Source organism: Kitasatospora purpeofusca (assembly GCF_042691725.1).
In the GTDB taxonomy this organism is placed as follows: Bacteria; Actinomycetota; Actinomycetes; order Streptomycetales; family Streptomycetaceae; genus Kitasatospora; species Kitasatospora purpeofusca_B.
Map to the genome: position 1 here is coordinate 7,619,691 of NZ_CP170483.1, position 26,953 is coordinate 7,646,643.

General features: G+C 74.7%; 22 protein-coding genes. 11 read left to right on the forward strand and 11 right to left on the reverse strand.

Annotated features, from left to right (window positions below):
• Positions 1 to 57: 57 nt before the first annotated feature.
• On the reverse strand, positions 58 to 801 hold the full coding sequence (locus ACFCLZ_RS32890; RefSeq protein ID WP_380281528.1) for a sirohydrochlorin chelatase: 744 nt from the start codon (positions 799 to 801) through the stop codon (positions 58 to 60).
• Positions 801 to 1,946: a uroporphyrinogen-III synthase gene (locus tag ACFCLZ_RS32895; RefSeq protein WP_380281529.1), complete on the reverse strand. Its 1,146-nt coding sequence runs from the start codon at positions 1,944 to 1,946 to the stop codon at positions 801 to 803. The genes ACFCLZ_RS32890 and ACFCLZ_RS32895 overlap by 1 nt, the downstream gene beginning before the upstream one ends.
• A 184-nt stretch (positions 1,947 to 2,130) precedes the next feature.
• On the opposite strand from ACFCLZ_RS32895, the gene ACFCLZ_RS32900 reads away from it, so the two are divergent.
• The 5 genes from ACFCLZ_RS32900 to ACFCLZ_RS32920 are packed head-to-tail and all read left to right on the forward strand — an operon-like array spanning position 2,131 to position 9,958.
• Positions 2,131 to 4,353 (forward strand): molybdopterin oxidoreductase family protein, encoded by a 2,223-nt coding sequence (locus ACFCLZ_RS32900; RefSeq protein WP_380281530.1) that lies wholly within the window; start codon positions 2,131 to 2,133, stop codon positions 4,351 to 4,353.
• Positions 4,353 to 5,594, forward strand: a complete 1,242-nt coding sequence (locus ACFCLZ_RS32905; RefSeq protein ID WP_380281531.1) for an NAD(P)/FAD-dependent oxidoreductase — start codon at positions 4,353 to 4,355, stop codon at positions 5,592 to 5,594. Before ACFCLZ_RS32900 ends, ACFCLZ_RS32905 begins: the two co-directional genes overlap by 1 nt.
• Before the next feature lie 40 nt (positions 5,595 to 5,634).
• Entirely contained in the window at positions 5,635 to 8,262 is a 2,628-nt protein-coding gene (gene nirB, locus ACFCLZ_RS32910; RefSeq protein WP_380281532.1) for a nitrite reductase large subunit NirB, read from the forward strand.
• On the forward strand, positions 8,259 to 8,624 hold the full coding sequence (nirD, locus tag ACFCLZ_RS32915; RefSeq protein ID WP_380281533.1) for a nitrite reductase small subunit NirD: 366 nt from the start codon (positions 8,259 to 8,261) through the stop codon (positions 8,622 to 8,624). Before nirB ends, nirD begins: the two co-directional genes overlap by 4 nt.
• A complete protein-coding gene (locus tag ACFCLZ_RS32920; protein WP_380281534.1) occupies positions 8,621 to 9,958 on the forward strand; it encodes an MFS transporter in 1,338 nt (445 codons plus the stop codon). The genes nirD and ACFCLZ_RS32920 overlap by 4 nt, the downstream gene beginning before the upstream one ends.
• Positions 9,959 to 10,016: 58 nt before the next feature.
• Here ACFCLZ_RS32920 and ACFCLZ_RS32925 read toward each other — a convergent pair whose 3' ends face one another.
• Positions 10,017 to 11,078: a hypothetical protein gene (locus ACFCLZ_RS32925; protein WP_380286367.1), complete on the reverse strand. Its 1,062-nt coding sequence runs from the start codon at positions 11,076 to 11,078 to the stop codon at positions 10,017 to 10,019.
• A gap of 191 nt (positions 11,079 to 11,269) precedes the next feature.
• Complete coding sequence (locus ACFCLZ_RS32930) at positions 11,270 to 11,896, reverse strand: DJ-1/PfpI family protein (protein WP_380281535.1); 627 nt, start codon at positions 11,894 to 11,896, stop codon at positions 11,270 to 11,272.
• A gap of 293 nt (positions 11,897 to 12,189) precedes the next feature.
• On the opposite strand from ACFCLZ_RS32930, the gene ACFCLZ_RS32935 reads away from it, so the two are divergent.
• Positions 12,190 to 12,744 carry a universal stress protein gene (locus tag ACFCLZ_RS32935; RefSeq protein ID WP_380281536.1) on the forward strand — a complete coding sequence of 185 codons (555 nt, stop codon included), beginning with the start codon at positions 12,190 to 12,192 and terminating at the stop codon, positions 12,742 to 12,744.
• A gap of 424 nt (positions 12,745 to 13,168) precedes the next feature.
• On the opposite strand, the gene ACFCLZ_RS32940 is transcribed toward ACFCLZ_RS32935, so the two are convergent.
• Positions 13,169 to 14,815: an alpha/beta hydrolase gene (locus tag ACFCLZ_RS32940; RefSeq protein ID WP_380281537.1), complete on the reverse strand. Its 1,647-nt coding sequence runs from the start codon at positions 14,813 to 14,815 to the stop codon at positions 13,169 to 13,171.
• A gap of 288 nt (positions 14,816 to 15,103) precedes the next feature.
• Positions 15,104 to 15,940: an IclR family transcriptional regulator gene (locus ACFCLZ_RS32945; protein ID WP_380281538.1), complete on the reverse strand. Its 837-nt coding sequence runs from the start codon at positions 15,938 to 15,940 to the stop codon at positions 15,104 to 15,106.
• A gap of 342 nt (positions 15,941 to 16,282) precedes the next feature.
• Between ACFCLZ_RS32945 and ACFCLZ_RS32950 the strand changes: the two genes are divergently transcribed.
• The 4 genes from ACFCLZ_RS32950 (at position 16,283) to ACFCLZ_RS32965 (ending at position 20,181) form a co-directional block, all read left to right on the forward strand.
• Complete coding sequence (locus ACFCLZ_RS32950) at positions 16,283 to 17,593, forward strand: extracellular solute-binding protein (protein WP_380281539.1); 1,311 nt, start codon at positions 16,283 to 16,285, stop codon at positions 17,591 to 17,593.
• 204 nt (positions 17,594 to 17,797) lie between these two features.
• Entirely contained in the window at positions 17,798 to 18,724 is a 927-nt protein-coding gene (locus ACFCLZ_RS32955; RefSeq protein WP_380281540.1) for a carbohydrate ABC transporter permease, read from the forward strand.
• Entirely contained in the window at positions 18,721 to 19,569 is an 849-nt protein-coding gene (locus ACFCLZ_RS32960) for a carbohydrate ABC transporter permease (RefSeq protein ID WP_380281541.1), read from the forward strand. The genes ACFCLZ_RS32955 and ACFCLZ_RS32960 overlap by 4 nt, the downstream gene beginning before the upstream one ends.
• Positions 19,570 to 19,656: 87 nt before the next feature.
• The gene (locus ACFCLZ_RS32965; protein WP_380281542.1) at positions 19,657 to 20,181 is read left to right on the forward strand and encodes a nucleotidyltransferase domain-containing protein; all 525 of its coding nucleotides are present in this window, start codon (positions 19,657 to 19,659) and stop codon (positions 20,179 to 20,181) included.
• A gap of 19 nt (positions 20,182 to 20,200) precedes the next feature.
• Here ACFCLZ_RS32965 and ACFCLZ_RS32970 read toward each other — a convergent pair whose 3' ends face one another.
• From ACFCLZ_RS32970 to ACFCLZ_RS32990, 5 genes are all read right to left on the reverse strand, one after another.
• Positions 20,201 to 20,947 carry a VOC family protein gene (locus ACFCLZ_RS32970; protein ID WP_380281543.1) on the reverse strand — a complete coding sequence of 249 codons (747 nt, stop codon included), beginning with the start codon at positions 20,945 to 20,947 and terminating at the stop codon, positions 20,201 to 20,203.
• 73 nt (positions 20,948 to 21,020) lie between these two features.
• Positions 21,021 to 21,668, reverse strand: coding sequence for an alpha-ketoglutarate-dependent dioxygenase AlkB (locus ACFCLZ_RS32975; RefSeq protein ID WP_380281544.1), 648 nt, complete (start codon positions 21,666 to 21,668; stop codon positions 21,021 to 21,023).
• 46 nt (positions 21,669 to 21,714) lie between these two features.
• Positions 21,715 to 22,536: an SMP-30/gluconolactonase/LRE family protein gene (locus tag ACFCLZ_RS32980; protein ID WP_380281545.1), complete on the reverse strand. Its 822-nt coding sequence runs from the start codon at positions 22,534 to 22,536 to the stop codon at positions 21,715 to 21,717.
• 207 nt (positions 22,537 to 22,743) lie between these two features.
• Complete coding sequence (locus ACFCLZ_RS32985; protein WP_380281546.1) at positions 22,744 to 24,264, reverse strand: APC family permease; 1,521 nt, start codon at positions 24,262 to 24,264, stop codon at positions 22,744 to 22,746.
• 135 nt (positions 24,265 to 24,399) lie between these two features.
• Positions 24,400 to 26,010: an amidohydrolase gene (locus ACFCLZ_RS32990; protein ID WP_380281547.1), complete on the reverse strand. Its 1,611-nt coding sequence runs from the start codon at positions 26,008 to 26,010 to the stop codon at positions 24,400 to 24,402.
• A gap of 136 nt (positions 26,011 to 26,146) precedes the next feature.
• On the opposite strand from ACFCLZ_RS32990, the gene ACFCLZ_RS32995 reads away from it, so the two are divergent.
• A complete protein-coding gene (locus tag ACFCLZ_RS32995) occupies positions 26,147 to 26,872 on the forward strand; it encodes a TetR/AcrR family transcriptional regulator (protein ID WP_380281548.1) in 726 nt (241 codons plus the stop codon).
• The last annotated feature ends 81 nt before the right edge of the window (positions 26,873 to 26,953 follow it).

The following is a 26,953-nucleotide window of genomic DNA, read 5'->3' on the forward strand; positions in this document are numbered from 1 at the left end:
TAGGGGGAGGGCGGAGCGCGGAGCGGGATTGGGCGGCGGGTGTGAGGAGCCCGACAGCTACGCGGCGGGCACCGGCGTCGGTGCGGGGCGGGCTCTTCGGACGTCCGCGCGGGCCTCGTCGTAGCGGAGGGCGACCAGGCGGGCGAGGGCGTCGTGGGTGCCCAGTGGGGCGCTCGTCCAGCGGGCTCCGGTGGCGGCGGCGCGGTCGGCGAAGAAGCCGGGGGCGAGCAGGTGGGTGGCGACGGCGACCCGGCGGTGGCCGGCGGCGTGCAGGGCGGCGACGGCCTGCCGAGGGGTGGGGCGGGCGGCGGACAGGTAGGCCGCGACGACCGGCTGGCCGTCGCCGAGGCGGTCGGCGAGCAGGGCGGCGGTCCGCGCGGTGTCGGCGTTGGCGGCCGGGTCGGAGGAGCCCGCGGCGGCGAGGACCACCGGCCCCGCACCGGCCGGGCGTCCGGCGGCGGCGAGGCGGTCGGCGAGCGCGGTGGCGAGCAGCGGGTGGGGGCCGAGCGCGCGGGCCAGCGGGAGGTGGGCGAGGCCGGCGGCGGCGAGCGCCTGCGGCAGGTCGACCCGCAGGTGGTAGCCGCCGCCGAGCAGCAGGGGGACGAGCACGGCGGCCCGGCCGTCCAGCGCCGTGAGCGCCTCCGACAGTACGGGCCGGGCGAGGTCCAGGAAGCAGCAGCGGACGTCGAGGCCGGGGCGCAGCGCGCGGACCCGGCTCAGCAGCGCGTGGGCGGCCGCCACCCCGGCGGCGGAGCGGGTGCCGTGCGCGACGGCGAGCAGGACCGGACGGCGGGTGTCCATCAGGCCGCCGCCAGCCGGTAGCCGCGCTTGGGCACGGTGCGGATCAGCGTCCCGTACGGCCCGAGCGCCACCCGCAGCCGCCCGACCGCCGCCTCGACGGCGTGCTCGTCGGCGCCCGCGCCGGGCCAGGCGGTGCGCAGCAGGTCGGCGCGGCTGAGCACATGGCCGGGGCGTTCGGCGAGGGCGCGCAGGACGGCGGCGCCGCGCGGGCTGAGCCAGCGGCTCTCGCCGTCGGCCAGGACGGCGTTCCCCTGGAGCGTCAGGGTCGCCTCGCCCAGGACGAGTTCGCGGCGCCCCCGGCCCGGCAGGGTCTGTGCGAGCAGGCGCACCATGGAGCCGAGGCGCGCGCGGTCGGGGAGGGCGGCCGGCAGGCCCAGCTCGGTGAGCGGCCGCGCGCAGAGCGCGCCGACGCAGACCACCAGGACGTCCGCGCGCAGGGCGTCCAGCAGCGGTGCGCGCAGCCCGTCGGCCTTGGCGAGGTCGACGAAGGCGGTCACGGCGGGGGAGCTGGTGAAGGCCAGGGCGTGCACCTGGCGGCGGACGGTCTGCTCGACCAGCCGCCGCACGGGCGCCGGGTCGTCCGGGGGACCCCAGCGGTAGACCGGGACGGAGATCACCTCGGCGCCGCGTTCGCGCAGCGCCGCCGCGAAGCCGTCCAGCTGCACGCCGTGCTCCTGGACGGCGATCCGCCGCCCGGCCAGCGGGCGGGCGAGCAGCCAGTCCAGCAGTTCGCCGGTGGCCTCGGAGCCGGGGGAGAAGCCCTCGCCGAGGCCGCTGGCCCGGACGGCGCCGGTGGCCTTGGGGCCCCGGGAGAGGACGACGGCCCGCCGGCACGCCTCGGCCAGGGCCGCGCCCCGGCCCCAGCCCTCGGCGGCGCTCATCCAGCCGCGCCAGCCGACGCCGGTGGTGGCGACGACGTAGTCGAGCGGGGCGGCCAGGCAGGCCTCGGTGGCCCGGCGCAGGGCGAGGTCGTCGGCGAGCGGCATGATCCGCAGCGCGGGCGCCTCGACGACGTGGGCACCGTGCCGGGCGAGCAGCGCGGTCAGCTCGTCCCGGCGGCGGACGGCGGTCACCCCGATGGTGAAGCCGGTGAGTGGCCCGGGCGGCGGGGTGCGACCCGGCCCGGTGCAAGTTGGTGTGGCCATGTCGGCAGCATGCGACGGGTTCGTTACGAGGGGATTGCCTGTCGGTCAAGCGCGGGTCATCGAACCGTCATCCAGGTCAAGGGCGTTGTGTCGCACACGGCATGACGACCGGTGTGAGCGAACCGTACCGTGCGCGCAACACGGCGGACCCGGCGGCGTAACGGGCGGGAGCGAGATTCTGGCCATGACCCCCGCCACCCCAGCCGGCGGCACCGCCGCGGAGACCGCCACCCACTGCCCGTACTGCGCCCTCCAATGCGGCATGCGGCTGCGCCCGGTGGAGGCCGCGAGCGCCGGCGCGGCGCCCGTCGAGGTGACGGAGCGCCCGGACTTCCCGGTCAACCGCGGCGCGCTCTGCGGCAAGGGCCGGTCGGCGCCCGCCCTGCTGGCCCGGGGTGTGCGGCTGACCGAGCCGCTGGTGCGCGACCGCCCGGGCGGCCCGCTGCGGGCGGCCGGCTGGGACGAGGCGCTGGACCGGGTGGCCGCCGGGGTGCGCACGGTCCGCGAGCGCTACGGCGCGGACGCGGTCGGGGTGTTCGGCGGCGGCGGGCTCACCAACGAGAAGGCCTACCAGCTCGGCAAGTTCGCCCGGGTGGTGCTCGGCACCGCGAACATCGACTACAACGGCCGGTTCTGCATGTCCTCGGCCGCCGCCGCGCACCGCCGGGCGTTCGGCCTGGACCGCGGGCTGCCGTTCCCGCTGGCGGACGTCCCGCACACCGGCTGCCTGATCCTGGTCGGCGCCAACCCGGCCGACACGATGCCGCCCGCGCTCCGCTACTTCCGCGAACTGCGGGAGAACGGCGGCACGTTGATCGTCGTCGACCCGCGCCGCACCCGGACCGCCGAGCAGGCCGACCTGCACCTCCAGCCGCGCCCCGGCACCGATCTCGCGCTCGCCCTCGGCCTGCTCCACCTGGTGATCGCCGACGGCCTGGTGGACGAGGAGTTCGTCGCCGCCCGGACCACCGGCTACGACCGCGCCCGGGCCGTCGCGATGGCGCACTGGCCGGACCGGGTGGAGCGGATCACCGGCGTCCCGGTCTCCCGACTCCGCGAAGCGGCCGGGCTGTTCGGCCGGGCCGCGACCGGCATGGTGCTCACCGCACGCGGCCCGGAGCAGCACAGCAAGGGCACCGACACCGTCGGCGCCTGGATCGACCTCTGCCTCGCCACCGGCAACGCGGGCCGCCCGTACGCGGGTTACGGCTGCCTCACCGGGCAGGGCAACGGCCAGGGCGGCCGCGAGCACGGCCAGAAGGCGGACCAACTGCCCGGCTACCGCTCGATCGAGGACCAGGCCGCCCGCGCGCACGTCGCCGCCGTCTGGGGCGTCGACCCGGACGCGCTGCCCCGGGCCGGCCGCTCCGCGTACGAGCTGCTGGACGGCCTCGGCCGCCCGGACGGCGCCCGCGCGCTGCTGGTGGCGGGATCCAACCCGGTGGTCTCCGCACCGAACGCCGCCCATGTCACCGCCCGGCTGCGCGAGTTGGACCTGCTGGTCGTCGCCGACCTGGTGCTCTCCGAGACGGCGCGGCTGGCCGACGTCGTCCTGCCGGTCACCCAGTGGGCGGAGGAGGACGGCACCACCACCAACCTGGAGGGCCGGGTCATCCTGCGCCGCCGCGCCCTCGACCCGCCCGAGGGGGTGCGCGGCGAGCTGTGGCTGCTGGGCGAACTCGCCCGCCGGCTGGGGGTGGACCGCGGCTTCCCGGCCGACGCCGAGCAGGTCTTCGAGGAGCTGCGGCGCGCCTCGGCCGGCGGCGACGCCGACTACGCGGGCATCAGTTACCGGCGGATCGCGGCCGAGCACGGCGTCTTCTGGCCCTGCCCGGACCCGGCGCACCCGGGCACGCCGCGGCTCTTCCTGGAGCGCTTCGCCACCCCGGACGGCCGGGCCCGCTTCGCCGCCGTCACCCACCGCCCGGCGGGGGAGGAGCCGGACCGGGAGTACCCGCTGCACCTGACCACCGGCCGGGTGCTCGCCCAGTACCAGAGCGGTGCGCAGACCCGCCGGGTGGCCGAGCTGAACGCGGCGGCTCCCGGGCCGTTCGTCGAACTGCACCCCCGGCTGGCCGAGCGGCTCGGCGTCGCCGACGGGGAGCCGGTCGCGGTGGTCAGCCGGCGCGGCCGGGCGGTGGCGCCGGCCCGGGTGAGCGCGGCGATCCGGGCGGACACGGTGTTCATGCCGTTCCACTGGCCCGGCGCCGGGCGGGCCAACAGCCTCACCAACCCGGCGCTCGACCCGGTCTCCCGGATGCCGGAGTTCAAGACCTGTGCGGTGCGGGTCGAGCGGATCGGCATCGCGGGTGACGGGGGCGGCGCGGGTGACGGGGTCGACCGGCTCGACGGGGCCGAGCGCGCCGAACCGGCCCGGGGCGCCGACGGCGAGCGGGCGGCGGGCTGATGGGCGGCGCGGGGGCGGACCGCCGGATCGCGGTGGTCGGCGGCGGCATGGCGGGCGCCCGGTTCGCCGAGCGGTACACCGCGCTCGGCGGCCCCGGCACGGTCACCGTCCACGCCGCCGAGGCGCGCGCCCCCTACAACCGGGTCCTGCTGGCCGACGTGCTCACCGGCCGGTACGACGCCGAGGCGATCGCCCTGCCGCTCGGCACCTCCCGGCTGCGCACCGGCTGCGCGGTGGTGGCCGTCGACCCGGCGGCCCGCACGCTCGGGCTGGCCGACGGGACGGTGGAGCCCTGGGACGAACTCGTCCTGGCCACCGGCGCCAACCCGGTGCTGCCGCCGATCCGCGACCTGCGCCGGGCCGGTGGCGGCGGCCTCACCGAGGGCGTGCACACCCTCCGCTCGCTGGACGACTGCGCCCGGCTCGCCGAGCAGGCCGGCACCGCCCGCCGGGCCGTGGTGATCGGCGGCGGGGTGCTCGGCGTCAGCGCCGCCCGCGCACTGGCCGCGCTCGGGGTGCGGACCGGGATCGTGCACCGTGCCGCGCATCTGATCGATCGTCAACTCGACGAGGAGGCGGGCGCGGTGCTGCGCGAGCGGCTGGCCGCACTCGGCGTCGAGACCCACTGCCGCAACCGCGCCCGGGCGCTGGCGACGGCCGCCGAGCGGGCCGCCGGGGTGCACCTCGCCAACGGCCACCTGCTCGACTGCGACCTGGTCGTGCTCGCCTGCGGCGCCCGCCCGCGCACCGCGCTCGCCCGCGCCGCCGGCCTGCCCGTCGCCACCGGCGTCCTGGTCGACGACCGGCTCGCCGCCGGCGCCCCGCACGTCCACGCGATCGGCGACTGCGCCGAGCACCGGGGCACCGTCCACGGCCTGGCCGCCCCCGCCTGGGACCAGGCCGACGTGCTCGCCCTGCGGCTGTCCGGCGCCGACCCCGGGGCCCGCTACACCGGCTCGCGCCCGACGTCCCGGCTCTCCACCGGCGGCCTGGAGTACGCGGCGTTCGGCGCCGTCGACGAGACGCTCGACGAGGGGCTGGACGTGCTGCGGCTGGCCGACGCCACCCGTGGCAGCTACAAGAAGCTGGTGCTGCGCGGGGACCGCCTGGTCGGCGCGATCCTGCTCGGCGACCTGGCCGGACTCGACGTCCTCGCCGACGCCTGGGAGCGCGACGACCCGCTCACCGGCCACCCCCTCCACCTGCTGACGGCGGCCGCCCCGGGCCCCGCCCCGGCCTGACGGCCGCCCCGTCCCTCCCCACCCACCCGAGGAGTCACGCATGACGTCGTCGCACACGCCCGACCGGACGGGGGACCTCGTCCTGGTCGGTCACGGCATGGTCGGCCAGCGCTTCCTGGAGGCCTGGACCGAGCAGCCCGGCGCCGGGCGCCGGCGGGTCACCGTGCTGGCCGAGGAAGCGCGCCCCGCCTACGACCGCGTCCACCTCAGCTCGCTGTTCGACGGCAGGACCCCCGAGGACCTCGCGCTCTGCCCGCCCGGCTTCCTCGCCGAGCACGGCATCGACCTGCGCCTGGGCGACCCGGTCACCGCCGTCGACCGCGCCGCCCGCACCGTGACCACCGCCTCCGGCGCCGAACTGCGCTACGACGCCCTCGTCCTGGCCACCGGCTCGGTCCCGTTCGTGCCGCCCGTCCCGGGCCGGGACGCCGCCGGCTGCCACGTCTACCGCACCATCGAGGACCTCGACGCGATCCGGGCCGGCGCCGTGCGGGCCCTCGCCGGCGCGGCGAACGCCACCGGCGTGGTGGTCGGCGGCGGCCTGCTCGGCCTGGAGGCGGCCGGCGCGCTGCGCGCGATGGGCCTGGCCACCCACGTGGTCGAGTTCGCGCCCCGGCTGATGGCCGTCCAGGTCGACGAGGGCGGCGGCGCGCTGCTGCGCCGCACGATCGAGGGCCTCGGCGTCAGCGTCCACACCGCCGCCGCCGCGAGCGGGGTCGTCACCGGACCGGACGGCGCGGTGCGCGCGCTCGCCCTCTCCGATGGTCGTGAACTCCCCGCCGACCTGGTGGTGTTCTCGGCCGGCGTGCGCCCCCGCGACCAGCTCGCCCGGGAATGCGGACTGCCGGTCGGCCCGCGCGGCGGCATCGTCGTCGACGAGCGCTGCCGCACCGAGGACCCGGCCGTGCTCGCCATCGGCGAGTGCGCCCAGGCCGCCGACGGCCGGGTCTACGGACTGGTCGCCCCCGGCTACCAGATGGCCGAGACCGCCGCCCGCGAACTCGCCGGCCGCCCCGGCCCCGGCTTCACCGGCGCCGACACCTCCACCAAGCTCAAGCTGCTCGGCGTCGAGGTCGCCAGCTTCGGCGACCCGCACGGCGCCGCCGAGGGCGCGCTCGACGTGCTGTACAGCGACAGCCGGCTCGGCGTCTACCGCAAGCTGGTGATCGGCGCCGACGGCGCCCTGCTCGGCGGCGTCCTGGTCGGCGACACCGACTCCTACGGCACCCTGCGCCCGCTGGCGGCGGCCGGCCGGCCGCTCACCACCCCGCCCGAACAGCTGGTGCTGCCCGCCGGGTTCGCCGCCGCGGGACCGATCGCCCTGCCCGACGACGCCGTCCTCTGCTCCTGCCACAACGTGACCCAGGGCGCCGTCCGCGCGGCCGTCCGCGACCAGGGCTGCGACAGCGTGGCCGCCGTCAAGAAGTGCACCCGGGCCGGCACCGGCTGCGGCAGCTGCCTCAAGCAGATCACCACCGTGGTCACCGAGGAACTCGCCGCCACCGGCGCCGAGGTGCGGGCGGGGCTGTGCGAGCACTTCACCCGGACCCGCGCCGAGCTCTACGAGATCGTCCGGGTCACCGGCATCACCACCTTCTCCGAGCTGGTCGACCGGCACGGCACCGGCGAGGGCTGCGACATCTGCAAGCCCGCCGTCGCCTCCATCCTGGCCGGCCTCTCCCACGGCCACATCCTGGACGGCGAACAGGCCGCCCTCCAGGACTCCAACGACCACTTCCTGGCCAACCTCCAGCGCAACGGCTCCTACTCGGTGGTGCCCCGGGTGCCCGGCGGCGAGATCACCCCCGACGGCCTGATCGCGATCGGCGAGGTGGCCCGCGACTTCGGCCTCTACACCAAGATCACCGGCGGCCAGCGGATCGACCTGTTCGGCGCCAGCGTCGACCAACTCCCCTCCATCTGGGGCCGCCTGGTCGCGGCCGGCTTCGAGTCCGGCCACGCCTACGGCAAGGCGCTGCGCACCGTGAAGTCCTGCGTCGGCGAGACCTGGTGCCGCTACGGCGTGCAGGACTCCGTCGCCCTGGCGATCGAACTGGAGCTGCGCTACCGGGGGTTGCGCTCCCCGCACAAGATCAAGTCGGCGGTCTCCGGCTGCGCCCGCGAGTGCGCCGAGGCGCGGAGCAAGGACTTCGGGGTGATCGCCACCGCCGCCGGCTGGAACCTCTACGTCGGCGGCAACGGCGGCATGACGCCCCGGCACGCCGACCTGCTCGCCGCCGACCTGGACCGCGAGACGCTGATCCGCACCGTCGACCGCTATCTGATGTTCTACATCCGCACCGCCGACCGGCTGGAGCGCACCTCGGTCTGGCTGGAGCGGCTCGACGGCGGCCTCGCCCACCTGCGCGCCGTCGTCCTCGACGACGCGCTCGGCATCGGCGCGGAGCTCGACGCCCTGATGGACCGTCACATCGGCGGCTATCAGGACGAATGGGCCGCCACCCTGGCCGACCCGGACCGGCTGCGCCGCTTCGCCTCCTTCGTCAACGCCCCCGGCACCCCCGATCCGGCGCTCACCTTCGTCACCGAACGCGGCCAGATCCGCCCCGCCCGCCCCGACGAGCACGGCCGCGTCCGCACCGCCCCCGACCCTGCCGCCGCCCCGGTCCTGGTGGCCGGCCCCCGCCTGGAGGTGCTCGCCCCGTGACCGTGGAGATCCACGACGGAACCCGCTGGCAGCCCGTCTGCGCCCTCGACGACCTGCAGCCCGGCCGCGGCGTCGCCGTCCTGCTCGCCGAGCACCAGGTCGCCCTCTTCCGCGACCGCTCCGGCGCCCTGCACGCCGTCGACAACCGCGACCCGTTCAGCGGCGCGTACGTCCTCTCCCGCGGCCTGCTGGGCAGCCGCGGCGACCGGCCCACGCTCGCCTCGCCGATGTACAAGCAGGTCTTCGACCTCACCGACGGCCGCTGCCTGGACGAGGAGACCGCCCCCGACGGCAGCCCCGCCGTGCTCCGCCTCTGGCCGGTCCGCGCCACCGCGCCCGAGCCCCCGCAGGAGCGCCCATGACCACCGTCACCGGCCCGGCCCCCGCCCGGGTCGCCCACTGGGACCCGGAGGACCGGGAGTTCTGGGAGCGCACCGGCGCCCGGATCGCCCGCCGCAACCTCGCCCTGTCCGTGCTCTGCGAACACCTCGGCTTCTCGGTGTGGAGCCTGTGGTCCGTCCTGGTGCTGTTCCTCGGCCCCGAGTACCACATCGACCCGGCCGGGAAGTTCACCCTCACCGCCCTGCCCACCGCCCTCGGCGCCCTGCTCCGCCTCCCGTACGGCCACGCCGTCGCCCGCTTCGGCGGCCGCACCTGGACGGTCGTCAGCGTGCTGCTCCTGCTGGTGCCGACCGCGCTCGCCGCCCTCGTCCTCACCCCCGGCGTCTCCTACGGCACCCTGCTCGCGGTCGCCTGCGTCGCCGGGGTCGGCGGCGGCAACTTCGCCTCCTCGATGGCCAACATCAACGCCTTCTACCCGCACCGCCTCAAGGGCTGGGCGCTCGGCCTCAACGCCGGCGGCGGCAACCTCGGGGTCCCCGCCGTCCACCTGCTCGGCCTGCTCGTCCTCGCCACCGCAGGCGCCGCCCACCCCCGGCTGCTGCCGCTGCTCTACCTGCCGCTCGTCCTGGCCGCCGCCGCCCTCGCCCGGCGCCGGATGGACAACCTGCCGCGCCCGCCGGGCGGCGCCGCCCACTCCCTGCGCGAGGTCGCCCGCGACCCGTACGGCTGGGCCGTCTCCGCCCTCTACATCGGCACCTTCGGCTCCTTCATCGGCTTCGGCTTCGCGTTCGGCCAGGTCCTCCAGACGCAGTTCCACGACCGCTTCGACACCCCCGTCAAGGCCGCCGCGCTCACCTTCCTCGGCCCGCTGCTCGGCTCCCTGCTGCGCCCCGTCGGCGGCCGGCTCGCCGACCGCTGGGGCGGCCCCCGGGTCACCCTGGCCGCCTTCGCCGCGATGGGCGCGGGCGCCGCCGCCGTCCTGGCCGCCTCCCGGTCCGGCTCCCTGCCGCTCTTCCTGGCCGGGTTCGTCGCCCTCTTCGTCCTCAGCGGCCTCGGCAACGGCTCGACGTACAAGATGATCCCCGCCCACTACGAGGCCCGCGCCCGCGCCGCCGTCGCCGCCGGCACCGACCCGGCCACCGCCGCCGCCATCGCCCGCCGCCGCACCTCCGCCCTGATCGGCCTGGCCGGCGCGATCGGCGCCTTCGGCGGCGTCCTGGTCAACCTGGCCTTCCGCGAGTCCTTCCGCACCAGCGGCAACGGCGACACCGCCTACCTGGTCTTCCTCGCCGCCTACGTCTGCTGCGCCGCCCTCACCTGGGCCGTCTGGCTCCGCCCGGGCGCCCGCCGCTGACCTCCCGGAACGCCGTCGGCCCCGGACGCGGCCCGCGCCCGGGGCCGACGGCGGCCGGTCAGCTGTGGACGACCGAGCCGCAGGCGAACGCGGACAGCGACAGGAAGCCGTAGCTGCGGATGACGGGCGCACCGCCGTTGGAGCGGCAGATCCACCCACTGGGGCCGAAGATGTCGCGCAGCGCCGTTCCGTGCGCGTCGGTGGTGTACCAGTCGGCCGCGCGCACGACGTTGTAGAGCACGTGTCCGAACGGACCGGCCGTGAAGGCGATGTTCAGCTGTCGGTTCACGGTGTCCACCGCCGAGATCCCGCTGATGCCGCGCACGGTGAGTGCGCCCGGTTCGTCGCCGGGGCGGGTGTGGCCGCCGTACACCTGGCCGACGTAGCGGCCGGCGGAGTAGGGCACGATCGCGTTGGGGTCGTGCAGGATCGCGTCCGTGCCCTGGTTCTCCCGGTAGACCCGCTGGACGCACGGCCCGAAGTCGTAGGCCGCGCCCTGGGCGGCCGCGCGCAGGAAGAACTCGGAGGTGTCGGAGAGGTACCCCCCGGGGTGGAGGGCGAGCACCGGCACGATGGTGGCATCGGGCAGGGCGGGATCGATCTGTCGCCAGTTGGTGTAGTAGCAGCCGTAGATGAGCCTCAGCTCGAAGGGTGTCAGGCTCGCCGGGGCGTTGCCGCCGGCCGGGGCCGCCCAGGAGACCCCGTCCTTGGCCATGGCGACGAACAGGTCGGTGACGGGATCCTCGATCCTCGGGCCGCGGTTGCTGCGGGCGAAGTCGACGGTGCCGCTGGTGTTGACGTTCAACGAGGTGATACCGGCGAAGGAGTTGGCCGGGCGGTAGATCGAGGTCGCGCCGGTCTTGGTGGTGATGTACGTCGTGCCGGTGGAGTCCCAGCTGTACAGGCGGGGCGAGGTGGTGTTCCCGGCGGCGGCCAACTGGGCGTTGTAGTCGGTGGAGAACTGGTTGAACAGCGCCTCCGTCGTGCCCGTCCCCACGCCGACGATGTCGGTGGCGGCGGGCTGGGGCGGGTCGGCGAGGGCGGGGGTGGTGAGGGTGAGAGCCAAGGCGGAGGCGAGCGCGAGGGCCGAGGCGGCCCGGGCGGCGAGGCGGAGCAACATGCTCACTCCCGTGTGGGTGAGGGCGGATGGTCGCATCACGGGCATCCTCGGTCCGCTCGTCCCGCCCCCGGAAGTGCCCGGGATCCGGCGCGCGCGGGCCTTCGCAGGCCACCCCCGCTGTCCGGGCGGTCCCGCCACCGGCTGTTCTTCCACCGGTGGCCCCCCGGCCACCGGTCCACCCGCCGCCCGGGCTACACCGGCGGCTGCGGGTCGTACTGGATGCCGCGCCGCACCCGGCGGGCCCGCTCCGCCGAGGCGAGCCGGGCCACCAGGTGCAGCGCCATGTCGATCCCCGCCGAGATCCCCGCCGAGGTGATCACGTCCCCGTCGTCGACGAACCGCTCCTCGCGCCGCACCTCGGCGGTCGGCTCCAGCTCGGCCAGCAGGTCGAGCGACGCCCAGTGCGTGGTGACCGGCCGGCCGCGCAGCAGGCCCGCCTTCGCGTACACCAGCGCGCCGGTGCAGACGCTGGTCATCAGCGGCACCGACGCGGCCAGCTCCCGCACCCGCGCCAGGTGCTCCCCGTCCGCCAGCAGCGGCCGGGTGCCCTGCCCGCCCGGGTGCACCACCACGTCCGGGGCGGGCATCGACGCCCAGGAGTGGTGCGCCCCCACCGTGAGTCCCTTGGCGCACTCCACCGGCCCGCCGTCCCGGGAGACGCAGGACACCCGCCAGCCGTCCTCGGGGAAGTTCCGGGTCCAGTAGGCGAGCACCTCCCACGGGCCGACGGCGTCCAACTCCTCGACGCCGGGGAACAGCAGGATCGCGATGTGGCGGAGCCGTCCGGGCGGCCCGCCGTCCTGGGCGCTGATGTCCATGGCCCCGCATTCAAGCAGGGCGCCGACGATTCCGTCCGGCAATAAACGCCCGGGGTGCCGGGGCATGGCGGCGGGCAGCACGGGCGGCGCAACCGCGATCTGCTGCTCGCCACCGCCCGCGACCTGTTCGCCGGGCCGGGCGCCGCCCGAGCGGCGTCCGCCGCGCGTCAGGAACCCGTACGGACCGGGCCCGCCCGCGTCAGGGCTCCGTCAACGAACCGCCCTTCCCCCGTCCGCCCGGCTTGGCTGGTGACCGACGACACCAGCCACCAGCCGGAAGGACGGACAGCACCATGGCGGACGAGCCGACAGACCTCACCAGCACGACCGGGGTTCCCGGGGACGACGGCCGCGGCCGCGTCGTCGTCGGCGTCAGCGGTTCGCTCGGCAGCCTCGCCGCCCTGCACCGCGCCGTCGCCGAGGCCCGCCGGCTCGACGCCGAGGTCCTCGCGGTGCACTGCTGGACCCCGGCCGGCGGCGAGTTCGGCTACCGCCGCGCGCCCTGCCCGCCGCTGCTGTCCGCCTGCCGCGACGCGGCCGCCACCCGGCTGCGCGACGCCCTCGACCAGGCCTTCGGCGGTGCCTGGGCCGGTGTCCGGCTGCGCAGCATCGCCGTCCGCGGCGAGACCGGCCAGGCCCTGGTGCGCTGCGCCGACCGCCCGGACGACCTGCTCGTCCTCGGCGCCGGCAGCCGGGGCACCCTCGCCCGCGTCCTGCACCCGTCGATCACCGCCTACTGCGCCCGCCATGCCGGCTGCCCGGTCCTCGCCGTCCCCAAGCCGCCCCTCCAGCGCGAACTGGAAGCCCTGCAGCGCCACCCCCGCACCCGCCTGACGGTGACGGCCTGACCGCCCTCGCCCCGGTTCGGACACCCGTTCTGACCTGGTAGTGTTCTTCCTGTCGCGAGGGAGTGATTCCTCGTCAGGCGTCAGCGGTGCTACCAGAGCACGTCCCACTTTCAGTGGGAAGAGTCCGTGCGACCCGGGCCTGGCGCTCCGAGCCGGAAGGGCCCGGCACCTGTTCGTTCAGGTGCCGGGCCCTTCCGCATGTCCGGGCCGGTGGTTCGCCCGGGGTTCTCCTCCGGTTCGGACACCCGTTCCGGCCTGGTAGTGTTCTTCCTGTCGCGAGGGAGTGATTCCTCGTCAGGCGTCAGCGGTGCTACCAGAGCACGTCCCACTTTCAGTGGGAAGAGTCCGTGCAACCCGGGCCTGGCGCTCCGAGCCGGAAGGGCCCGGTACCTCTTCAGGTACCGGGCCCGTTCGCGTCGGTCCGTCAGCGCCGGACGCCGCGGACGGCCTCGGGGTCGGTGGGGGCGAGCGGGGCGGCGTCGGGGGAGCCGGCGGCCTTGGCGGCCGGGGGCGGGGTCACGTAGACGGGGTCGGGTTCGGCGCCGGGGGCGCAGGTCTTGGCGATCCGGCCCTTGCCGCTCGGCAGGCTGCCGTCGCGGAGGTAGGCGGTGAAGGTGTCGTCCAGGCAGGCGTTGTCGTGGAACAGGATCTCGTGGAAGCTGCCGCCGTCCTGCACGACGAGCTTGGCGCCGGGCAGTGCGTCGCGCATGGCGAGGCCGCCCTCGTACGGGGTGGCGCCGTCCTCGGTGGACTGGAAGAGCAGGACGGGCGGCAGGCCCTTCCCGGTGATCTTCAGCCGGCCGGCCCGGTTGCCCTCGTTCGGCCAGAACATGCAGGCGGCGTTGTACCACATGTTGTTGTAGGTGTAGAAGGGCGCGACGGCGTTGACCTCGGCCTGGTCCTTCTTCCAGTACTCCCAGTCGCGGGGCCAGGCGTTCTCGGTGCACTGGACCGCGTTGTAGGCGGGGAACGAGCCGTCGTCCGCGCCGGGGGCCGCGTAGCGGTTGTAGGCGATGGCGAGCGGCCGGGTGTCCTGCCGGGTCACGTACGCCGAGATCACGGTGGCCATCCGGGGCCAGCGCAGGAAGTTGTAGCCGCCGCCGTAGAAGGTGTCCTCGAACTCGGCCGGCCCGATCTTCCCGACGGCCGGGGCGGCGTCCACCGGGTCGGTCCGCAGGGCGGCCTCGACCTGGTCGTAGGCCCGCTTGACCGCGGCCGGGTCGGTGCCGAGGTGGTAGACGGAGTCGGCCTTGGCGGTCCAGGCCGCGAAGGCGTCGAAGCGGCGCTGGTGCTCCTTGTCCTGGAGCTTGTTGTGCTCGTACCAGGTGATGCTCGGGCCGACGATGCTGTCGAGCACCATCCGGCGCACCCGCGAGGGGAACAGCTGCCCGTAGGTCGAGCCGAGAGTGGTGCCCCAGGAGCCGCCGTAGAAGTTGATCTTCGGCTCGCCGAGCGCCCGCCGGATGCTGTCGAGGTCGCGCGCGTTGTCGACGGTGGTCATGTGCGGGAGCAGCCAGGACCAGTTTGCGGCACAGTCGGCGGCGTACCCGGCGGCCTTCTTCAGCCAGGCCTTCGCGGTGCCCCGGCTCAGCTGGTAGTCGGGGCGCTCGGCGTCGAAGTAGTCGGCGTCGCAGACGACATGGGGCTCGCTGCCGTTGGTGCCGCGCGGGTCGAAGCCGATCCAGTCGTAGGTCGAGGCGACGTCGGCCGGGACCTTTCCGGCGATGTAGGCGGGCATCCAGAGGCCGGAGTTCCCCGGGCCGCCGGGGTTGAGGAGGATCGGCCCCTGGCGCTTCTCCTTGGGCGCGGTGGCCGGGAGCCGGTTCAGCTTGATCTTGATCTTGCGTCCGCGCGGGTCGGAGTAGTCCACCGGCACGTCGAGCATCGCGCACTGCAGCGCGGGCGTGGCCGCGTCCTCGCACGAGCTCCACGTCAGCGTGCCCTGGCCGGTGTCGGCCAGCACGCTCTCGGCGTCCAGTCCGCCGGCCCCGGGCTGGGCCCCGACGGCGGTGGCGCCGCCGAGGACGGCGATGGCGGTGGCGGCGGACAGTAAGGTGATGAGTTTTCTCATGGGGAGCATGATGTGATATGTGCAATGTCACATCCACTCAACTGACGCGACGTTATGAAGCTGTGACAGCACCGCGGTTCGGCGTCGGCGACCGTTCGTGGTCCGGCGCACCCGCTCCGGCCTGGTAGTGTTCTTCCTGTCGCGAGGGAGTGATTCCTCGCCAGGCGTCAGCGGTGCTACCAGAGCACGTCCCACTTTCAGTGGGAAGAGTCCGTGCAACCCGGGCCTGGCGCTCCGAGCCGGAAGGGCCCGGCACCTGTTCGTTCAGGTGCCGGGCCCTTCCGCGTGTCACGCCACCGGGCGGTCGGAGCCGAGTTCGCGGGAGATGCGCAGACCGACCTGGGCGACCACGGGGCCGAGTGCGCGGACGCGGGCGGCGGTCATCCGGGAGGTGAGGCCGGAGACCGAGAGGGCGGCGGTGACCTCGCCGGTGTGGTCGAAGATCGGGGCGGCGACGCAGCGGACCTCGGGCTCGTTCTCCCGGTCGTCGATGGAGTAGCCGCGGGCGCGGATCCGGGCGAGGTCGGCGCGCAGGTGGGTCTCGTCGGAGATGGTCCAGGCGGTGACCGGGCGCAGGCCGGCGGCGACGACCTCGGTGACGGCCTCCTCGGGGAGCCAGGCCAGGATCGCCTTGCCGGTCGCGGTGCAGTAGGCGGGGGCCCGGCTGCCGACCCGGGAGGCCATCCGGACGTTGGTCTCGTCCTCGACCTTGTCCAGGTAGACGATGCCCGGCGCCTGCCAGACGGTGAGGTGGACGGTCTCGCCGGCCTCGCGCTGGAGGCGGCGCAGGTGCTCGGCGGCGACGCTGCGCAGGTCGAGGGTGGAGAGGTAGGCCTGGCCGAGGCGCAGCGATCCGTGGCCGAGCCGGAACCAGCCGGTCTCCCGGTCGCGGTCGAGCAGGTGCTCGTCCAGCAGCGGGCCGGTCAGCCGGAGCACGGTCGACTTGTTGAGGTCGAGGGCCTCGGCGAGCTGGGCGAGCGGGACGCCGCGCCCGTCGCCGTGGTCGCGGACGTAGCCGAGGACGGACAGCGCCCGGCGCAGCGAGGAGGACTGGTTGCGCTCGCCCGCCGCCTTCTTCGGTTTCGCGGTGGTGGCGGTGGCCGAGCTGGCCTCCTGCTCCGTCATCGGTCCCGTTCCCCTCTCGTTCCGCCACCGGACTGCGGCGGTTGTCGAACCGTACCCCCTCCGGGCATGGCCGCCGCGTTTTCGATACAGCGTTGTGCAGTGCAAAACTTCGCGAACCGGGTCTTGTTGGGCGTGAGCGCCCCCGCCTAACGTCCCTGGCATCGAGCAGGCGACGCAGCCCACCCGAGCGGTCGCTCTGCCGTACCCGCGTAGCACCACCCCCACATCCACGCGTTCACGCACGCACCCATCACCGGCCCCGGTCAGGGCCTGCTTCGACGTGCCCGTCCCCAGCGGCCGCACGTCTCGGCGGCAGCTGTCGGGAGGGGAGGCTTCACACCCATGCGCATCGTCAGACGGACCACCGCGGCCGCCGTCCTCGCCGCCACCTGCCTCGCGGCCGCCGCCTGTTCGCCCGGCACCGCCGTGCCGGCCGGCGACAAGGCCGCCGACGACAAGACCGGCACGCTGCAGGTCTGGCTGTACAACGAGGCCGGCAACGCCGCGAAGGAGGCGGTGATCAGCAAGGCGGTCGCCGAGTTCCAGGCCTCCCACCAGGGCGCCACCGTCAACATCAGCTACATCGACACCGACGCCTCGGCCCGTGCCGCCAAGATGAAGGGCGCGTTCAACGACCCGAACAGCGCCCCGGACCTGGTCGAGTTCGGCAACACCGACCTGCCCGGCTACGTCGCGGCCGGCGGCCTCGCCGAGATCGGCGCCGACCTCGACAAGTGGAAGGACAAGGGCGACCTCGACCCGGCGATCGCCGCGACCGCCGTGCTCGACGGCAAGACCTACGGCCTGCCGTGGTGGGTCGGTGTGCGCGCGCTGTACTACCGCACCGACCTGTTCACCGAGGCCGGCCTGGCCGCGCCCACCTCCTACGCGGACCTGGTCGCCGCCACCGAGAAGATCCACGCCGCGCACCCCGACACCTTCGGCATCGCGGTCGGCGGCAAGTACACCTTCGGCGCGCTGCCCTTCGTCTGGGACGCGGGCGGCGACATCGCCGCCAAGGAGGGGGACAAGTTCAAGGCGGCGATCAACTCGCCCGCCTCGCAGGCCGGCCTCAAGCGCTACACCGACCTGTTCAACGAGAACGGGTGCCCGGCCCAGCAGTGCGCCGACCTCACCGGCGGCAAGACCGTCGACCTCTTCGCGGCCGGCAAGGCGGCGATGGCGATCCTGCCCAACTCCAGCCGCAGCAAGGTGGACGCGGGCGCGGCCAAGGACAAGTACGCGGTCGTCCCGCTGCCCGGCGAGAAGGCCGGCTCGATCGCCCCGGCGTTCGCCGGCGGCAACAACCTCGGTGTGATGAAGGCGGCCAAGCACCGCACCCTGGCCGTGGAGTTCGCCGAGCTGCTGGCGAGCCCGGCGTACCAGGAGCAGATGTACGACGCCATGGGCAACCTGCCGACGCTGAAGTCGGTCAACACCAAGGTCGCGGCCAAGGACGCCTTCCTGAAGCCGTTCACCGACACCATCGCGGCCGGCACCAAGTTCGTGCCGCTGGACCAGGCGTGGGCGCAGATCGACGCGCAGTCCGTCATCCCGACGATGCTCCAGCAGGTCGTCACCGGCAAGGCGGACGTGGCGAAGGCCTCGGGCGACGCCGCCGCCCAGATCACCTCGGCCTTCGCCGCCCACTGAGCCCGGCCGCTCACCGAGCGCAGGCCACCCGAGAGCGCAGGCCACCCGAGAGCGCAGGCCGACCGAGAGCCCAGGCCGGCTGAACCCGGGTCCGGTGGTGGCTCCCCGCCACCGGACCCGGGCCCACCGGGCATCCAGAGAGCAGGTCCCGTACGTGTCCGCACCCACCACGACCGCCCCGGCGGCGCCGCCTTCCCCGAGCGGGTGGCGCCGGGGCAGGGCGTCGGCCGCGCCCCGCGCGGCCGACGCCGACCCCCACTGCTGCTCCTGCTGCCGGCGGCGGTCATCATGATCCCGCTGGTCGCCTACCCGATCTACCAGCTCGGCCTGCTGTCCGTGCTGGACTTCGGACAGGCACAGGCCTCCGGTGGGGTGCCGACCAGCTTCGTCGGCTTCGGCAACTACCAGAAGATCCTGAGCGACGGACAGTTCTGGTCGGTGCTGGTGCAGACGATCGGCTTCGCCGCGTTCTGCGTGGTCGCCACCCTGGCCGTCGGCGCCACCCTCGCGGTGCTGCTGACCAGGGTGGGCCGGGTGCCCCGGCTGGTGCTGACCACCGCCGCGATGGCGGCCTGGGCGGCGCCCGCGATGACCGGCTCGACGGTGTGGAGCTTCCTGTTCGACACCAACCTCGGCCTGGTCAACAAGACCCTGGTGAGCATCGGCCTGGACGGCTTCCACGAGTACAACTGGTTCTACGACAAGTGGACGGCCTTCCTCATCGTCGGCGCCGTCGTCGTCTGGCACTCCTTCCCGTTCGTCATGGTGACGCTGTACGCGGGCATCAGGGCGATCCCGACCGAGGTCCTGGAGGCGGCGTCGCTGGACGGCGCCGGCACCTGGACCACCTTCCGCCGGATCACCGCCCCGATGCTCCGGCCGATCCTGACCATCGTGGTGATCCAGTCGGTCATCTGGGACTTCAAGGTCTTCACCCAGATCTACGTGATGACCGAGGGCGGCGGCATCGCCGGCCAGAACCTGGTGCTCAACGTCTACGCCTACCAGAAGGCCTTCGCCTCCTCCCAGTACGGGCTCGGCGCGGCCATCGGCGTGATCATGCTGCTGATCCTGGTGATCCCCACCGTCCTCTACATCCGCTCGCTGCGCAGGACGGGGAACGAACTGTGAACGCCCGTAGCCGCTGGCGCCTGGGCGCCAACGCCACCGCCCTCCTGGTGGCGGCCGTCACCGCCTTCCCGATCTTCTGGATGGTGCTCTCGGCCATCAAGCCGAAGGGCGAGGTGCAGTCGCTCGACCCGCGCCCGTGGACGGCGCACCCGACGCTGGAGAGCTTCCGCCAGGTGCTCAGCGTGGACGGCTTCGGCCGGTACTTCCTCAACAGCCTGGTGATCGCGCTGTCGGTGGTGGTGCTCTCCGCGCTGGTGGTCTTCCTCGCGGCGGTCGCGGTGACCAGGTTCAACTTCCGCTTCCGCACCACCATCATGGTGATGTTCCTGATCGCCCAGATGATCCCGGTCGAGGCGCTGACCATCCCGCTGTTCTTCATGTTCCGCGACGCCGGCCGGTTCGCGCCGGGCATCGGGCTCAACACCCTGGCCTCGCTGATCCTGGTGCAGCTCGCGTTCTCGCTGCCGTTCGGCATCTGGATGATGCGGGGCTTCGTCGCCGCCGTGCCGGTGTCGATCGAGGAGGCCGCGCAGATCGACGGCGCGAGCCGGGCCCGCATCCTGTGGACGATCCTGCTGCCGCTGGTCGCCCCCGGGCTGGCCGCGACCAGCGTGTTCTCCTTCATCGCGGCGTGGAACGACTTCGTCTTCGCCAAGACCTTCATCATCAGCGCGACCGACAACCAGACCCTCCCCTCGGCGCTGCTGGTGTTCTTCAAGCCGGACGAGAACGACTGGGGCGGCATCATGGCGGCCTCCACGCTGATGACCGTGCCGGTGCTGATCTTCTTCATCGCGGTGCAGCGCAAGCTGGTCTCCGGGCTGGCGGGCGCGGTCAAGGACTAGGCCGTTCAGGGCCGTGACCTCGACGGAAATCCCCGCGACGGGGGAGCTGCGGCGGGTGTAGCGTCCGGTGCCGTGATGGTGGGGTCCATGGACCGGGAGCGCGCCGACGGGCAACTCGCGCAGATCGCCGAGACGGTGGGCCTCGCCCGCCGTCTCGGTTCGCGTGTCCGGCTGCGCGGCGGCTGGGCGATGGACTTCTTCCTCGGCGAGCAGACCCGCGACCACGAGGACGTCGACTGGTTCGTCCCGGTCGCCGACGCCGCCGCGCTCGCCGCGGGACTGCACGCCCTCGGCTACCGCCCGCTCGCGGGCAGCCCGCCGGAGCAGCAGTTCGACGTCGTCAAGGACGGCCTGGAGCACGGCTTCGCGCTGGTCGACCCGGTGCCGGACGGCCGGGTCCTGGTGGCCGGCGGCCCCTGGGCGGGGACGGCCTGGCCGGCCGGGCTGCTGGACGGGCCGCCGGGGCGGCTCGGCGATCTGGTCTGCCCGATCGTCGCACCGGCGGCGCAGATCGAGATCAAGCGGATGATGCCGGTCTGGGACCCGCGCCGCCCGCGCCGGGCGAAGGACGCCGAGGACGTCGAGCGCCTGCGGCAGGCGCTCGGACGGTAGGCGTTCGGGCGGCAGGTGCTCAGGCGGCCGCCGTCTGCTCCGCCGACGGGACGCCGACCAGGGTGAACGCCGCGCCGCCGTCGTCGCGGACCACCGCCCGCCGCCCGAACGCGGTGGGCTCCGGTCCGGCCAGCACCGTTCCGCCGAGTTCCCGCACCCGCTCGACCGCGAGGTCGGTGTCGGCGGTCCCGAAGTGGACCGCCCAGCCGGGGTCGGGCCGCCGGGCGATCCCGCCGGCCGGCAGTCCGGCGACCCGGAACAGGGTGGCGCCGTCGTTCTCGCGGCCGTACTCGTAGCCGAACACCTGCCGGTAGAACGTCCGGGCGGCGTCGGGGTCGGGGGAGTGCTGCTCGCTCCAGCTGAACGCGGCGGGCTCGTCGACCAGGCCCGCGCCCTGCCAGAGCAGCCCCTGCCGCAGGCCGAACACCGCCCCGGCCGGGTCGGCCGCGAGCGCCGCCCAGCCCTGCTCGGGCGGTACTTCGTACGGTTCCCGCAGGACGCGGCCGCCCGCCTCCCGCACCGCCGCGGCCGTCCGCCCGGCGTCGGCCACGGCCAGGTACGTCGTCCAGGACTGCTCGGAGCCGCGCGGCCGGGCGGTGAGGCCCGCGACCTGGGCGCCGCGCAGCGTGGCGACGGTCCAGCCGGGCAGTTCGACGAACTCCCAGGCGAACAGCGCGCCGTAGAAGCGCCGGGCCCGCCCGAGGTTCACCGCGCCCAGCTCGACCCAGCAGGGGACGCCCTCGTGGTACCTGCCCGCCTTCGGCATGCCGCGGCCTCCTGGGTCTGTCCGGTGAATCGGGTCTGTCCGGTGTTCTTGTCGGGCCGGCCCGCCGGCGGGCTCAGGAGACGCCGCGCGGCCGGAACTGGACGCTGATCCGGGGGCCCACCGGCCGGGCCGTCTTCGGCACCGCGTGCTCCCAGGTCCGCTGGCAGGAGCCGCCCATGACCAGCAGGTCCCCGTGCCCGAGCCGGTGCCGCAGCACCGGCACGCCGCCGCCCCGGGGGCGCAGCAGCAGCGGCCTGGGCTCGCCGACGGACAGGATCGCCACCATGGTGTCCCGGCTCGCGCCGCGCCCGATCCGGTCGCCGTGCCAGGCCACGCTGTCCCGGCCGTCCCGGTAGTAGCAGAGGCCCAGGGTGCGGAACGGTTCGCGCAGCTCGCGGGCGTAGTGCTCGCTGAGCGCCGCGCGGGCCTCGCCGAGCACCGGGTGCGGTGGTGCGTCCTCCTCCCGGTAGGAGGCGAGCAGCCGGGGGACCTCCACCGTGCGCTCGTACATCTCGCGCCGCTCGGCCCACCAGGGCACCTCGGCGGCCAGCTGTTCGAACAGCCGGTCCGCCCCGTGCAGCCAGCCGGGCAGCAGGTCCACCCAGGCGTCCGGGCCCAGCGCCTCCCGGCGCATGCCGGTCAGCGGCCCCAGGGCGGGCCCGGCCGGCCCGGGGTCGTCGAACAGTGACGGCTGGAGGTGGACGGCGGCGGTGGTGGGCATGGCTCCAGCCTACGCCGTGAATCGAACACGCATCCGAATGGAGAGGTCAGAGCGGGACGACCGTCAGTGTCCGCTCGAAGAAGTTGGTGACGTAGAGACGGCTGCCGTCGGGGCTGACGGCGACGCCCCGCGGGCCGCCGGACACCGGGATGGTGCGGGCGACGGCCCTGGTGCCGAGATCGATCACGGAGACCGTGTCGAAGGGGAAGTGGGCCACGTACAGCTGCTCGTCGTGGGGGTCGACGGCCAGCCCGTACGGTCCCCGGTCGACCGTGATCACCGCGAGCGGCTGGGCCGGGGTCGGCCCGGTCACCTGGATGACCTCGGTCGCGTCGTACACGGACACCGTGTTCGCGAAGTAGTTGCTGGCGTAGAACCGGTTGCCGTCCGCGGACGCCGCGAGGCCGACCGGGAAGTCGATGCCGGTCAGGGTGCCGTGGCTCTTGGTGAGCAGGTCGGAGACCATCACCTGGTCGTCGATGGCGTTGGCGATCAGTAACTGCTCGGGGTGGACGGTGATCGCCAGGCCGTACGGCCGGGCGCCCATGCCGGTGCTGATGGTCGTGTCACCGGTGGCGGTGTCGAACACCTTGACGAAGGTGGAGGCGTGCTCGGCGACGTACAGCCGCTTGCCGGCCGGGTCGACGGCCACCCCGTAGGGGCCGACGGCGACCGGGAAGGTCAGGGCGACGGTGTTCGCCGGGGTGTCGACGGCGGTGACCGTTCCGTCGAGGAAGTTGGTGACGTAGACCCGCCGGCCGTCGCTGCTCGCGGCCACGCTGTGCGGGCCCGCGCCCACGGGAATCGTCTCGAAGGTCTGGGGGCCGGCCCGATCCGGGCCGGACGTCGGAGTGGTGGAGAGTGACATGGTCCGCTCTTCCCTGTGTCGGGTCCTCCGCCGGCCTTCGACCGGGTGCGGCGCCGGGTGCCGCCGCAGGCGGCCGGGGAGCGTCCGGGGGCGCCGGCCACCTCGTCCGCGCCCCTGGTCGAGGGGCGCGCCGGTGGTCGTCGCCTTTCGATCCTACGCCGACCGTATGCCTGGTCCACCGGGCACACGGTCGGCGTGGGCGGGGCCTCAGCGGAGGGCCGGCTCCCCTTCGGCGGTCCCGCCGGCGGCACCGTCCGCGTCCGCGGTGCCGAGCCGGGCGTACACCTCCGGGCGGCGCGAGCGCAGCCGCAGGGCGAGGCCGACCCCGATCAGGAACACCACCGGAACCACCGACACCAGCGGCCAGTTGACCTCCGGTCCGGCCGCCGTGAACAGGTCGAGCCGCCAGACCACCAGCCCGGTGGCGCCGCACAGCAGCGCCGTGGAGAGCAGCGGGGCGACCACCGTGCGGAACCGGCCCGCGCTCGCCGCGGCCGCCCGCTCGCGGCGGAAGTACGCGTACACGGCGAGCCCGGCCAGCGCCTGGAGCACCAGGATGCCGACCACCCCGGGGGAGTTCACCCAGAGGAAGAACTGGTTGTACGGGTCGGCGCCGATCAGCGCGGCCACCACCACGGCGCCCGCCGCGAGCAGGCTCTGCGCGATCCCGCCGATCCACGGCGAGCGGTGCCGGGGGTGGATCCGCCCGAGCGCGGCGGGCGCGGCGCCCTCGGCGGCCAGCGCGTGGCCGTAGCGGGTGATGGTGTTGTGGAAGGCGAGCAGCGCGGCCAGCAGGCTGGTGACGATCAGGACGCGCTGGAGGTCCGTCGCCCAGCCGCCGACGTAGTCCGTCATCGCGGTGAAGAACATCCCGGCCGGGTCGGCGGTCGCGGCGGCCACCGCCTGCGAGTCGCCGAAGGCCTGCACGATCGTCCAGGTGATGAAGGTGTAGAACAGCCCGAGGAAGGCGATGGCCGCGTACGTGGCCCGGGGCACCGTGCGGTGCGGGGCGCGGGCCTCCTCGCGGTAGATCGCGGTGGCCTCGAAGCCCACGAACGCGGCGAAGGACAGACCGAGCACGCCGCCCATGCCGCCGGTGGCCACGTTCCCGGGCGCGAACGAGGAGAGCGAGAGGCCGTGCGCCCCGCCCCGGGCCAGGATCGCGACGGCGAGCAGCAGCAGGATCCCGGTCTCGGCGATCAGCAGCGCGCCGAGCACCTTGGCGCCGAGGTCTATCGAGCGGTAGCCGAGGAACCAGACCGCCGCGACCCCGAGCAGCGCCCAGAGCGGCCAGGGCAGGTCCAGGCCGAGCAGGTCCGCGGCGGTCTCCTTGGCGAAGTAGCCGAAGGCGCCGAACATGCCGACCTGGATCGCGTTGTAGGACAGCACCGCGAGCAGCGCGGCGCCGAGCCCGGCGGGGCGGCCGAGGCCCCGGGTGACGTAGGCGTAGAAGGCGCCGGCGTTGCGGACGTGCGCCGTCATGGTGGTGAAGCCGACCGCGAACAGGGCCAGCACCAGGCCGGTGGCCAGGTAGGCGGCCGGGGCGCCGATGCCGCCGAAGGAGATGGCGAAGGGCGCGACCCCGGCCATCACGGTGAGCGGCGCGGCGGCGGCGACGACGAAGAAGACGATGTCGCCGGTGCCGAGGACGCCGCGTTCCAGCCCGGGGGCCGGTGCCGGTGCCGGGGTCGCCGCCGCGGGAGCGGTCGTGTCGGAGGGCAGGTGCATGGGGGAGCTCTCCTGGGGTCGTGCGGTCGAGGGTAGGGGAAAGCCGCCCGGGTGGGGGCGCGGACGGCCTTGGTGCGCGCCGGGGGCGCGGTGCTGTCGGCACTCGTGCCGGTTCGGGCGCCGGCGCGGGGGCGCTCAGTGCGTGCGCCGGCCGCCCAGCCAGGTGCCCAGCACGGCGACCCCGGCCAGTTCGCCCGCCGGGACGGCGTACGGGTCGGCGGCCAGGTGCACCAGGTCGGCCCGCAGGCCGACCCGCAGCACCCCCCAGGCGTCCTCCTCGAACGCCTGGTGCGCCACGCCCGCCGAGTAGGCGGCGAGCGCCTCGTCGAGCCCGATCCGCTCCTGCGGCAGCCAGCCCCCCTCCGGCAGGCCCTCGGGCGTCTGCCGGGTGACGGCGGTGGCCAGCCCGGCCAGCGGCTCGTACCGGGTGACCGGCCAGTCGCTGCCGAACGAGACCCGGGCCCCGCTGCGCAGCAGGGCGGCGATCTGGTACTGCCGGGCGCCGCGCTCGGGGCCGATCCGGGGCAGGGTCAGCTCGGTCATCAGCGGGTCCGACTGCGCCCAGAGCGGCTCGAAGTTGGCGATCACGCCGAGTTCGGCGAACCGCGGCAGGTCGGCCGGGTCGACCAACTGGACGTGGGCGATCACCGGGCGGCGGGCGCGCGGGCCGTTGCGGCGCGCGGCGGCCTCGATCGCGTCCAGCGCGATCCGCACGCCGTGGTCGCCGATGGCGTGGATGTGCGGCTGGAAGCCGAGCGCGTCGACGGCGGTGACGGCGTCGGCGAGCTCCGCGCCGGTCCAGTTGGCCGCCCCGTGCGAGTGCGGGCAGTCGCTGTACGGCTCCAGCAGCGCGGCGGTGCCGGACTCCACGACCCCGTCGGCGAAGAACTTGACGGCCCGCGCGGTGAGCCGGCCGCCCCCGGCGGCCTCCACCCGCTCGCGGTCGGCGGCGAGCCGCGGGAGCCGCCCGGCCCAGCCGTCCGGTTCGAGCAGCAGCGCGAGGTTGGCCCGGACGGCGAGGCCGTCGTCGGCGACGGCGGCGATCCAGGTGTCCACCTGGACGGCTTCGACCCAGGCGTCCTGGATCCAGGTCACCCCGGCGGAGGCGAGCACCCGGGCCGTGCCGCGCAGCGCGTCGACCTGCTCGGCGAGGTCGGGCAGCGGCACGAGGGCGAGCACGGGGTTGAGCGCGCCGAACTCGCGCAGGGTGCCGAGCGGGCTGCCGTCGGGGCGGCGGACGATCTCGCCGTGGGCCGGCTCGGGGGTGTCGGCGGTGTACCCGGCCCGCCGCAGCGCCTCGCTGTTGGCCCAGCCGGTGTGGTGGTCCATGGTGCGCAGCAGCACGGGCCGGTCGGGGACGACGGCGTCCAGCAGCGCGGCGTCGAACAGGCCGCCCTCGGCGAGCCACGGGTCGAAGGCGTCGCCGGTGATCCACTCGGCCTCGGGGTGCTCCTCGGCCCAGACCCGGACGGCCTCGACCACCTCGGCCAGGGTGGCGCAGTCCCGGACCGGGACGCCGCGCAGGCCGAGCCCGCCGATCAGCGGGTGGACGTGGCCGTCGCCCCAGGACGGCAGCAGGGCGCCGCCGGCCAGGTCGACGGTCTCGGTCCGCTCGTCGCGCAGGGCGTGCGCCGTCGCGCCGAGGGCAGTGATCCGCCCGGCGGTCACGGCGAGGGCGTCGGTGACGGGGCGGGCCGGGTCGCCGGTGTGGATCCGGCCTCCGGTGAAGAGCGTGTCGGCGCGCATACGGGTGCGTCCTCTCCCGGTGCGGTCTGGTGTGACCTGGTTAACTGAATGGGATTCGGTAACCGTAGGCGCGGCCGGGCGGGGCGCGGAAGAGTTTTATTGAAAGTCATTCGATTACGTTTTCATTACGATGATCTTGCGCGATGATCGTAGGGCCGCGCCGTGCGGCGACACCGCCATCGCCGAGCAGGACGGACATCCCATGGCCAGGCCGCGCACACCCCTGCTGGACCGGCAGCGCATCGTGCACACCGCGCTGCGACTGGTCGACGAGGCCGGCGACCTCACCATCCCGGCCCTCGCCGGCGCGCTCAAGGTCAGCCCCTCCGCGCTCTACCACCACGTCACCGGGCGGGCCGAGATCGTCGCCCTGATGCGCGCCGAACTCGTCCGTGCGATCGGCGAGCGGTCGCTCTGGGACCGGCCGTGGGACGAGGCGCTGCGCGGCTGGGCCCGCGCCTACCGGGAGGCCTTCGCCGAGCACCCCGGCATCATCCGGCTGCTGGCCACCGCGCCGCTCGCCGAACCGTTCATGCACGAGGTGTACGAGCGGGCCGTCGCCACCCTGGAGGCGGCGGGGTTCGCGCCGGAGGACGTGATGGGCGTGATCACCGCCCTGGAGAGCTTCATCCTCGGCTCGGCGCTGGACCTCGTCGCGCCCGCCGTCATGGTCGACGCCGTCGACCGGGAGGTCACGCCGCGACTGGCCGCCGCGCTGGCCGCCGTCCCGACCGGGCGGCGCCGGGCCGACCAGGCCTTCGAGGTCGGGCTCGCGGCGCTGATCGCCGGCTACCGCACGCTGCTGCCGGCCGATCACGCGCCGGTGGCGGCGGGTCCGGATCCGATTTCTGACCAGGCGTGATGGCCTGCTAGTGTTCTTTCCGTCGAGAGGGAACGATCTTCGCGGAGCGGGGATCGGGACCGGTTCGACCAGGCGTCAGCG

Coding starts and splice junctions, on each gene's coding strand:
- ACFCLZ_RS32890 (WP_380281528.1), bottom strand. CDS start 801: ATGGACACCCGCCGTCCGGTCCTGCTCGCCGTCGCGCACGGCACCCGC.
- ACFCLZ_RS32895 (WP_380281529.1), bottom strand. CDS start 1,946: ATGGCCACACCAACTTGCACCGGGCCGGGTCGCACCCCGCCGCCCGGG.
- ACFCLZ_RS32900 (WP_380281530.1), top strand. CDS start 2,131: ATGACCCCCGCCACCCCAGCCGGCGGCACCGCCGCGGAGACCGCCACC.
- ACFCLZ_RS32905 (WP_380281531.1), top strand. CDS start 4,353: ATGGGCGGCGCGGGGGCGGACCGCCGGATCGCGGTGGTCGGCGGCGGC.
- nirB (WP_380281532.1), top strand. CDS start 5,635: ATGACGTCGTCGCACACGCCCGACCGGACGGGGGACCTCGTCCTGGTC.
- ACFCLZ_RS32920 (WP_380281534.1), top strand. CDS start 8,621: ATGACCACCGTCACCGGCCCGGCCCCCGCCCGGGTCGCCCACTGGGAC.
- ACFCLZ_RS32925 (WP_380286367.1), bottom strand. CDS start 11,078: ATGTTGCTCCGCCTCGCCGCCCGGGCCGCCTCGGCCCTCGCGCTCGCC.
- ACFCLZ_RS32930 (WP_380281535.1), bottom strand. CDS start 11,896: ATGGACATCAGCGCCCAGGACGGCGGGCCGCCCGGACGGCTCCGCCAC.
- ACFCLZ_RS32935 (WP_380281536.1), top strand. CDS start 12,190: ATGGCGGACGAGCCGACAGACCTCACCAGCACGACCGGGGTTCCCGGG.
- ACFCLZ_RS32940 (WP_380281537.1), bottom strand. CDS start 14,815: ATGAGAAAACTCATCACCTTACTGTCCGCCGCCACCGCCATCGCCGTC.
- ACFCLZ_RS32945 (WP_380281538.1), bottom strand. CDS start 15,940: ATGACGGAGCAGGAGGCCAGCTCGGCCACCGCCACCACCGCGAAACCG.
- ACFCLZ_RS32950 (WP_380281539.1), top strand. CDS start 16,283: ATGCGCATCGTCAGACGGACCACCGCGGCCGCCGTCCTCGCCGCCACC.
- ACFCLZ_RS32965 (WP_380281542.1), top strand. CDS start 19,657: ATGGACCGGGAGCGCGCCGACGGGCAACTCGCGCAGATCGCCGAGACG.
- ACFCLZ_RS32970 (WP_380281543.1), bottom strand. CDS start 20,947: ATGCCGAAGGCGGGCAGGTACCACGAGGGCGTCCCCTGCTGGGTCGAG.
- ACFCLZ_RS32975 (WP_380281544.1), bottom strand. CDS start 21,668: ATGCCCACCACCGCCGCCGTCCACCTCCAGCCGTCACTGTTCGACGAC.
- ACFCLZ_RS32980 (WP_380281545.1), bottom strand. CDS start 22,536: ATGTCACTCTCCACCACTCCGACGTCCGGCCCGGATCGGGCCGGCCCC.
- ACFCLZ_RS32985 (WP_380281546.1), bottom strand. CDS start 24,264: ATGCACCTGCCCTCCGACACGACCGCTCCCGCGGCGGCGACCCCGGCA.
- ACFCLZ_RS32990 (WP_380281547.1), bottom strand. CDS start 26,010: ATGCGCGCCGACACGCTCTTCACCGGAGGCCGGATCCACACCGGCGAC.